The sequence below is a fragment of the Streptococcus sp. UMB0029 genome, assembly GCF_002871495.1.
Taxonomy (GTDB): domain Bacteria; phylum Bacillota; class Bacilli; order Lactobacillales; family Streptococcaceae; genus Streptococcus.
In genome coordinates, this window is sequence record NZ_PNGD01000021.1 from 1 (window position 1) to 8,175 (window position 8,175).

Annotated in this window: 8 protein-coding genes; 6 read left to right on the forward strand and 2 right to left on the reverse strand. The window is 40.0% G+C overall.

The genetic code is table 11. The features are described 5' to 3' along the window. Nucleotides 1–195: 195 nt before the first annotated feature. Nucleotides 196–372, forward strand: a complete 177-nt coding sequence (gene rpsU / locus CJ239_RS11190; protein ID WP_000048054.1) for a 30S ribosomal protein S21 — start codon at nucleotides 196–198, stop codon at nucleotides 370–372. Between the two features lie 71 nt (nucleotides 373–443). Here rpsU and CJ239_RS12320 read toward each other — a convergent pair whose 3' ends face one another. Further along, complete coding sequence (locus tag CJ239_RS12320; RefSeq protein ID WP_257994555.1) at nucleotides 444–602, reverse strand: hypothetical protein; 159 nt, start codon at nucleotides 600–602, stop codon at nucleotides 444–446. A gap of 96 nt (nucleotides 603–698) precedes the next feature. Between CJ239_RS12320 and hprK the strand changes: the two genes are divergently transcribed. From hprK to CJ239_RS11215, 4 genes are read left to right on the forward strand one after another with little or no spacing between them, the layout of a single operon-like run. Beyond that, on the forward strand, nucleotides 699–1,634 hold the full coding sequence (gene hprK / locus CJ239_RS11200) for an HPr(Ser) kinase/phosphatase (RefSeq protein WP_180958281.1): 936 nt from the start codon (nucleotides 699–701) through the stop codon (nucleotides 1,632–1,634). After that, nucleotides 1,627–2,415 (forward strand): prolipoprotein diacylglyceryl transferase, encoded by a 789-nt coding sequence (gene lgt / locus CJ239_RS11205; protein ID WP_102211617.1) that lies wholly within the window; start codon nucleotides 1,627–1,629, stop codon nucleotides 2,413–2,415. Before hprK ends, lgt begins: the two co-directional genes overlap by 8 nt. Next, a complete protein-coding gene (locus tag CJ239_RS11210; RefSeq protein WP_000895038.1) occupies nucleotides 2,416–2,799 on the forward strand; it encodes a DUF948 domain-containing protein in 384 nt (127 codons plus the stop codon). Between the two features lie 15 nt (nucleotides 2,800–2,814). Continuing rightward, nucleotides 2,815–3,210 carry a YtxH domain-containing protein gene (locus tag CJ239_RS11215; RefSeq protein ID WP_102211618.1) on the forward strand — a complete coding sequence of 132 codons (396 nt, stop codon included), beginning with the start codon at nucleotides 2,815–2,817 and terminating at the stop codon, nucleotides 3,208–3,210. A gap of 139 nt (nucleotides 3,211–3,349) precedes the next feature. On the opposite strand, the gene CJ239_RS12325 is transcribed toward CJ239_RS11215, so the two are convergent. Then, complete coding sequence (locus CJ239_RS12325) at nucleotides 3,350–3,520, reverse strand: hypothetical protein (RefSeq protein ID WP_042900659.1); 171 nt, start codon at nucleotides 3,518–3,520, stop codon at nucleotides 3,350–3,352. Between the two features lie 292 nt (nucleotides 3,521–3,812). On the opposite strand from CJ239_RS12325, the gene CJ239_RS11220 reads away from it, so the two are divergent. Next, on the forward strand, nucleotides 3,813–8,175 hold a 4,363-nt coding region (locus tag CJ239_RS11220; RefSeq protein WP_102211619.1), incomplete at its 3' end, for a G5 domain-containing protein.

The window sequence follows — 8,175 nt, forward strand, 5'->3', positions numbered from 1 at the left end:
AACTCAAACGTCTCACACTTAATTCCACCATAAAAATCCGTTTTAGACTAATTTCCACTTTGGTCAGGCAAGTGGAAGTTACTTTGAGAAGTTAGCTTAATCATTATGAAGAATAAAAAACTTAGTTTCCTCTTGACAATTATTCCTTTTACGTGTAGAATATAATAGATATTGAACTTGAAGGGAGTGAAAAAAATGTCTAAAACAGTAGTACGTAAGAATGAATCTCTTGACGACGCACTTCGTCGTTTCAAACGTGCGGTTACTAAAGCTGGTACTCTTCAAGAAACACGCAAACGTGAATTCTATGAAAAACCTTCTGTAAAACGTAAACGTAAATCAGAAGCAGCTCGTAAACGTAAAAAATTCTAATTAGAAATGAAAGGCTGGAGAAATCTAGTCCTTTTTCTTTTAATACTCTTCGAAAATCTCTTCAAACCACGTCAACGTCGCCTTGCCGTATATATGTGACTGACTTCGTCAGTCTTATCTACAACCTCAAAACAGTGTTTTGAGCTGACTTCGTCAGTTTCATCTACAACCTCAAAGCAGTGCTTTGAGCAGCCTGTGGATAGTTTCCTAGTTTGCTCTTTGATTTTCATTGAGTATAAATAAATACTTCAAAGCCTGCAAAAATCTGAAATATCCTCCTACAATTTGATATAATAGAGAGAAGAACTCACTTGAAGGAGGAAATGATGTCGGTTTTAGTAAAAGAAGTGATAGAAAAGCTTAGACTAGACATTGTCTATGGCGAACCAGAATTGCTTGAAAAGGAAATCAATACAGCGGATATCACGCGACCTGGTCTTGAAATGACAGGTTATTTTGACTACTATACGCCAGAGCGGATCCAGCTCTTGGGGATGAAGGAGTGGTCATATCTGATTGGTATGCCTTCCAACAGCCGTTATGAAGTTTTGAAAAAAATGTTTCTACCTGAGACACCTGCGGTCATTGTTGCTCGTGGTTTGGTGGTTCCAGAAGAAATGTTAAAGGCAGCTAGAGAGTGTAAGATTGCCATTTTAACCAGCCGTACGGCGACCAGTCGTTTGTCTGGAGAGTTATCTAATTACCTTGATTCTCGTTTGGCAGAACGTACCAGTGTTCATGGGGTTTTGATGGATATCTATGGGATGGGTGTCTTGATTCAAGGTGATAGTGGTATCGGTAAGAGTGAGACAGGCCTGGAACTTGTCAAACGTGGTCACCGCTTGGTAGCAGATGATCGGGTAGATATTTACTCTAAGGATGAATTAACTCTTTGGGGAGAACCTGCTGAAATCTTGAAACACTTGATTGAAATTCGTGGGGTTGGGATTATCGATATTATGAGCCTCTACGGTGCCAGTGCCGTCAAGGATTCTTCACAAGTCCAGCTGGCTGTTTACTTGGAAAATTATGATACGCATAAGACTTTTGATCGTCTAGGAAACAATGCAGAGGAATTAGAAATTTCTGGCGTAGCCATTCCTCGTATCCGTATTCCAGTGAAAACAGGTCGAAATATCTCTGTCGTGATTGAGGCTGCTGCCATGAATTATCGTGCTAAGGAAATGGGCTTTGATGCGACGCGTTTGTTCGAAGAACGCTTGACAAATCTTATTGCTCAAAACGAGGTGCCTAATGCTTGATCCAATTGCTATTCATCTAGGCCCTATAGCCATTCGTTGGTATGCCTTGTGTATTGTGACAGGTTTGATTCTTGCGGTTTATTTGACCATGAAAGAAGCACCTAGAAAGAAGATCATACCAGACGATATTTTAGATTTTATCTTGATAGCCTTTCCCTTGGCTATTTTAGGAGCTCGTCTCTACTATGTCATTTTCCGTTTTGATTACTATAGTCAGAATTTGGGAGAGATTTTTGCCATTTGGAATGGTGGTTTGGCCATTTACGGTGGTTTGATAACTGGGGCTATTGTGCTCTATATCTTTGCTGATCGTAAACTCATCAATACTTGGGATTTTCTAGATATTGCGGCGCCTAGCGTCATGATTGCCCAAAGTCTGGGGCGCTGGGGCAATTTCTTTAACCAAGAAGCTTATGGTGCAGCAGTGGATAATCTGGATTATCTACCTGGTTTTATCCGTGACCAGATGTATATTGAAGGGAGCTACCGTCAGCCGACCTTCCTTTATGAGTCTCTATGGAATCTACTTGGTTTTGCCTTGATTTTGATTGCCAGACGAAAATGGAAGAGCCTCAGACGAGGTCATATCACTGCTTTCTACTTGATTTGGTATGGTTTCGGTCGTATGGTCATCGAAGGCATGCGAACAGATAGCCTCATGTTCTTTGGACTTCGAGTGTCTCAATGGCTTTCAGTTGTTCTTATCGGATTGGGTATTTTTATCATTCTATATCAAAATCGAAAGAAGGCCCCATACTATGTTACAGAGGAGGAAAACTAAATGTTAGAAGTTGCATATATTCTTGTAGCCCTTGCTTTGATTGTCTTTTTGGTCTATCTGATTATCACTGTACAAAAACTTGGACGTGTTATCGATGAAACAGAGAAGACGATTAAAACCTTGACTTCAGATGTGGATGTGACCTTGCATCACACCAATGAATTGTTGGCTAAGGTCAATGTCTTGGCAGATGATATCAATGTCAAGGTGGCAACGATTGATCCACTCTTTAATGCTGTTGCAGATTTATCTCTATCTGTTTCAGACCTCAATGACCATGCGCGTGTCTTGAGCAAGAAAGCTTCCTCAGCTGGTTCAAAAACACTCAAGACTGGTGCAAGTTTGTCAGCTCTTCGTCTTGCAAGTAAATTTTTCAAAAAATAAAAAAGGAGAAACCTTATGGGTAAACTATCCTCAATCCTTTTAGGAACCGTTTCAGGTGCAGCTCTTGCCTTGTTTTTAACAAGTGACAAGGGTAAACAAGTTTGCAGTCAGGCTCAAGATTTTTTAGATGATTTAAGAGAAGATCCTGAGTATGCTAAAGAGCAGGTCTGTGAAAAACTGACAGAAGTTAAGGAGAAGGCTACAGATTTTGTTCTGAGAACTAAAGAACAGGTTGAGGCAGGGGAAATCACTGTGGACAGTGTCCTTGCTCAAGCCAAATCATGTGCTCGTCAAGCGACAGAAGCATCAAAAGATCAATTCAATAATCTTAAGGAGCAATGGCAAGAAAAAGCCGAAACTCTTGACCAATCAGAAGAGATTGTGATTGATATCAAAGAAGAAAAAATCTAGATTTGACAGAGTTGGATAAAGATTCAAATAGTAGTCGCAAATTTAGTGAAACGTATAAGATAAAACGCATAGTATCAAGGTTTTCATTCAATACCTGATATTATGCGTTTTTTGATTTTAATACTCTTCGAAAATCTCTTCAAACCACGTCAACGTCGCCTTGCCGTAGGTATATGATACTGACTACGTCAGCTCTATCCACAACCTCAAAACAGTATTTTGAGCTGACTTCGTCAGTCTTATCTACAACCTCAAAGCAGTGCTTTGAGCAACCTGCGGCTAGTTTCCTAGTTTGCTCTTTGATTTTCATTGAGTATAAAGACTTTTTGATAAACCTTTTTTAAAACACATGAGTGTTATGATTTTTTATGGTATAATGGCAGTGTTGGAAGTGAAATATTTACATTTTTTTATATTTTACTGATATTTTAGTAATATTAATCGATCCATTTTTTTCTATGATTAGAAATCAATGTGGTGGTTTATGATCAAGTAGAGGAAAAGCTCTAAAATTTTAGTCAAGAAACGATTCAGTATTCTGTCAAAGAAAAATATTAGAACCCTCTATTTTGTAAAAAATAGTGAGAAAGAAAGTTGGTAAAATGAAAGACATTTTTAATAAACGTCAACGTTTTTCGATTCGAAAGTTTTCAGTTGGAGTGGCTTCGGTATTAATAGGAATTACCTTGTTTACACCATCCCAGGGAGTACTGGCTTCTACGGAAAATAATTTGGCAACAGAGATAGGGGCTAATTCTGAAAGGGAGAATTCGACCCCTACTGTGGAGAAAAAACAAGAGTCTCAAAGTTCACCAGAGAATCGAGGTTCTATTTCCAGTCCAGCCCCAAAAGATACTCCAATAATATCTACAAGAACTACAGAACTTAAGACATCTGGGGAGATGGGCAATAATAGCTTGACCACAAGGGCTTCCGTGGTAGGTGAAGACAGATCAAGCACTCCAGCGGTGAGAGCAGCATCAAATCCTTCCGAGATAAAAAAATATGAATTGACTGAGGAAGATGCTAAAAAAATCAAAGCAGGAGTAATCGGTTCAGAAGGTAATAAGCTTGACAGTTTGTTACTAAACGGCCCTAAGTTAAGTCCAGAAGCTTATACAGATGATGATTACTTGAAGGATAAAGATGAACTTTATATTTATGAAAAAGGCGGGAAAAAGTATGTAGGCTACAATAGTCATCCTATGTTAGAAGATACTGATGGTGATGGTATTATTGACAGTAAAGAAAAGCCAGATGAAAAATTAAAATGGAATGTCAGTGAGCGCGATATGATTATGTTCATGGAATTGTCCTACCGTGATGATAATTATATTGATAGAGTGCTGGATCATAAGAGACCCTTAACAGAGTCAGAGTTATATAAAAAGAATGGTGACAGTAGACCACGTTATGAGTATATGATGATGAATAAGGAATTGGGGCCTTATTGGGAAAGGAAGAAAAGTTACCATACCTCTAGTGGACTAGATGCTGTCTTGTATGAAACTAAGAGTGATTTCTTATATTTACCAAATGGAACTGCACAAGTATTAGCCTTTCGTGGAACAAGTGATGCCAAAGATATAGGAGCTGATATAACACTTGGAACAGGAAGAAATCCTCAACAAGGGATCGATGCAGAAAATATCATGCGTGAACTGGCTAAAGATAAGAGCATTACCAATCTATATTTGACAGGACACTCTTTAGGAGGATATTTAGTACAACGGGCAATGGTTGAAGCCTATCAGTTGGCGTATTCTGACAGCAGAGTCATGTCTTCTAAAGAACAGCGGGCTTATAGAAACTTTTATAATAATGTATTAAAAAAAGGAACAACCTTTAATGCCCCAAAAGTTGTGACCAATTTCTTTTCCAATAATGAATTTTGGCAGAAAGGTCTAGATAGTAAAAAAATAGCTAAGTCTGGGAAAATGACACATTATATTGTTGATAATGATTCGACGATAAGAAAAGGTGTCAGTAATGATAGTGATGTTGTTATAAATGTTGGACAAACAAGCGGAGGTCATAGTTCACGTTCTTATTTTGAAGCCGATATGATTAATAGACGATCAGAGTTTATATCTGGGAAACGAATTTCCTTGGATGGGACAGGTTATCAAGATAAAAAAATTGCAACAGTCAAATCTGTAGAAAAAGTTGGAGAAACTTCTGTATATAGTAAACGCGGAGATGACATCATTAAGTCAACAACTGTTAGTATCAAAGATCCCGATACAGGACAGATTACTAAAAATATACTTGATGAAGTGTTCAAGCGAAATGGCGCTAAATCAACAGTTGTCGTTACCCAACTAGAGCCAAGTGTTCGTTATGAAAAAGACGCCACAAGAGCCAAAGGTGAAGCAAAAATCACAGTAGCTGGTATTCCAGGTACAAGAACAGTAACCACAACCTACACGGTTAATCCTACAGATGGTAGCCTTATTCCGCATGAAGGACAACCCGTTATCAAACCGTCAACTCCTACAGTGGTCAAAGTTCCAGCTAAGGATGAGATTGAATACCTCAAAGAAGGCGATAATGTGCTTAAGAAGACCACAACCTACTCAGTTAATGCAAGCACGGGTTCCCTTACTCCAACAGTAAGGAAAGAAATTACCAGTCCAAACGGCGCTAAATCAACAGTTGTCGTTACCCAACTAGAGCCAAGTGTTCGTTATGAAAAAGACGCCACAAGAGCCAAAGGTGAAGCAAAAATCACAGTAGCTGGTATTCCAGGTACAAGAACAGTAACCACAACCTACACAGTCAATTCGACAGATGGTAGCCTCATTCCGCATGAGGAACCGGCAGTAGTAGTCCCATCAAAACCGACAGTGGTCAAAGTCCCAGCTAAGGATGAGGTTGAATACCTCAAAGAAGGCGATGATGTTATTAAGAAGACAACCAGCTACGAAGTGAATGCAAGCACCGGTGCCCTTACTCCAATAGAGAAAAAGGAAGTTTTCAAGAAAGATGGCGCTAAGACCAAGGTTGTTGTTACGCCCCTTGAGCCAAGTGTTCGTTATGAAAAAGATGCCACGAGAGCTAAAGGTGGAAAAAATGTAACAACAGCTGGTACTCCAGGTACAAGCACAGTAACTACCACCTACACGGTTAATCCTACAGATGGTAGCCTCATTCCGCATGAAGGCCAACCTGTTATCAAACCCTCAACTTCTACAGTGGTCAAGGTCCCAGCTAAGAATGAGGTTGAATACCTCAAAGAAGGCAACGACGTTGTTAAGAAGACAACAACTTACGAAGTGAATGCAAGCACCGGTGCCCTTACTCCAACTGTAAGGAAAGAAATTACCAGTCCAAATGGTGCTAAATCAACAGTTGTCGTTACCCAACTAGAGCCAAGTGTTCGTTATGAAAAAGACGCCACAAGAGCTAAAGGCGGAAAAAATGTAACAACAGCTGGTACTTCAGGTACGAGCACAGTAACTACCACCTACACGGTTAATCCTACAGATGGTAGCCTTATTCCGCATGAAGGACAACCAGTTATCACCCCTTCAACTCCGACAGTGGTCAAAGTGCCAGCTAAGGATGAGGTTGAATACCTCAAAGAAGGCGATGATGTGGTTAAGAAGACTACCACTTACGAAGTGAATGCAAGCACCGGTGCCCTTACTCCAACAGAGAAAAAGGAAATCTTCAAACAAAATGGTGCCAAATCAACAGTTGTCGTTACCCAACTAGAGCCAAGTGTTCGTTATGAGAAAGATGCCACAAGAGCCAAAGGTGAAGTAAAAATCACAGAAGCTGGTACTCCAGGTACTAGAACAGTCACTATAACCTATACTGTGAATCCTACAGATGGCAGCCTCATTCCACGTGAAGAACCTGCAGTAGTAGTCCCATCAAGACCTATAGTGGTCAAAGTGCCAGCTAAAGATGAGGTTGAATACTTCAAAGAAGGTGATGACGTTGTTAAGAAGACGACCAGCTACCAAGTCAGTGCAAGTACAGGTGAACTGACTCCAACAGAGACAACAGAAATCTTCAAGAGAAACGGCGCTAAATCAACAGTTGTTGTTACACCACTTGAGCCAAGTGTGCGTTATGAAAAAGACGCCACAAGAGTCAAAGGTGAATCAAAAATCACAGTAGCTGGTACTCCAGGTACAAGAACAGTCACTACCACTTACACTGTTAATCCGACAGATGGTAGACTTATTCCGCATGAAGGACAACCCGTTATCAAACCGTCAACTCCTACAGTGGTCAAAGTTCCAGCTAAGGATGATATTGAATACCTTAAAGAAGGCGATGATGTAGTTAAGAAGACAACCACTTACGCGGTGGATGCAAATACCGGTTCCCTTACTCCAACAGAGACAACAGAAATCTTCAAACAAAATGGCGCTAAATCAACAGTTGTCGTTACACCACTCGAACCAAATGTTCGTTATGAGAAAGACGTTACGAGAGCTAAAGGAGGAGAAACTATCACAGTAGCTGGTACTCCAGGTACAAGAACAGTAACCACAACCTATACTGTTAACCCTGCAGACGGCAGTCTTATTCCGCATGAAGGCCAACCAGTTATCACCCCTTCAACTCCGACAGTGCTCAAAGTGCCAGCTAAAGACGAGGTTGAATATCTCAAAGAAATCGATGACGTTGTTAAGAAGACCACAACCTACTCAGTTAATGCAAGCACGGGTTCCCTTACTCCAACAGAGAAAAAGGAAGTGTTCAAGAAAGATGGCGCTAAATCTAAAGTTGTAACCAAAATAATTCCAGTAACAACACGGTATGAAACAGATAAAACCAAAGATGTAGGAACTAACACGGTTACTAATAATGGATCTGAAGGTAAGATAGTAACAGCCACATCAACACTAGTTAATGCAACTAACGGTACAGTAACTGATGGAATACCGGTTGTTATCAGAACAGAAATGGTATCAAAAATCGTTAAAGTTGGTGCGAAAACAAAGGTTG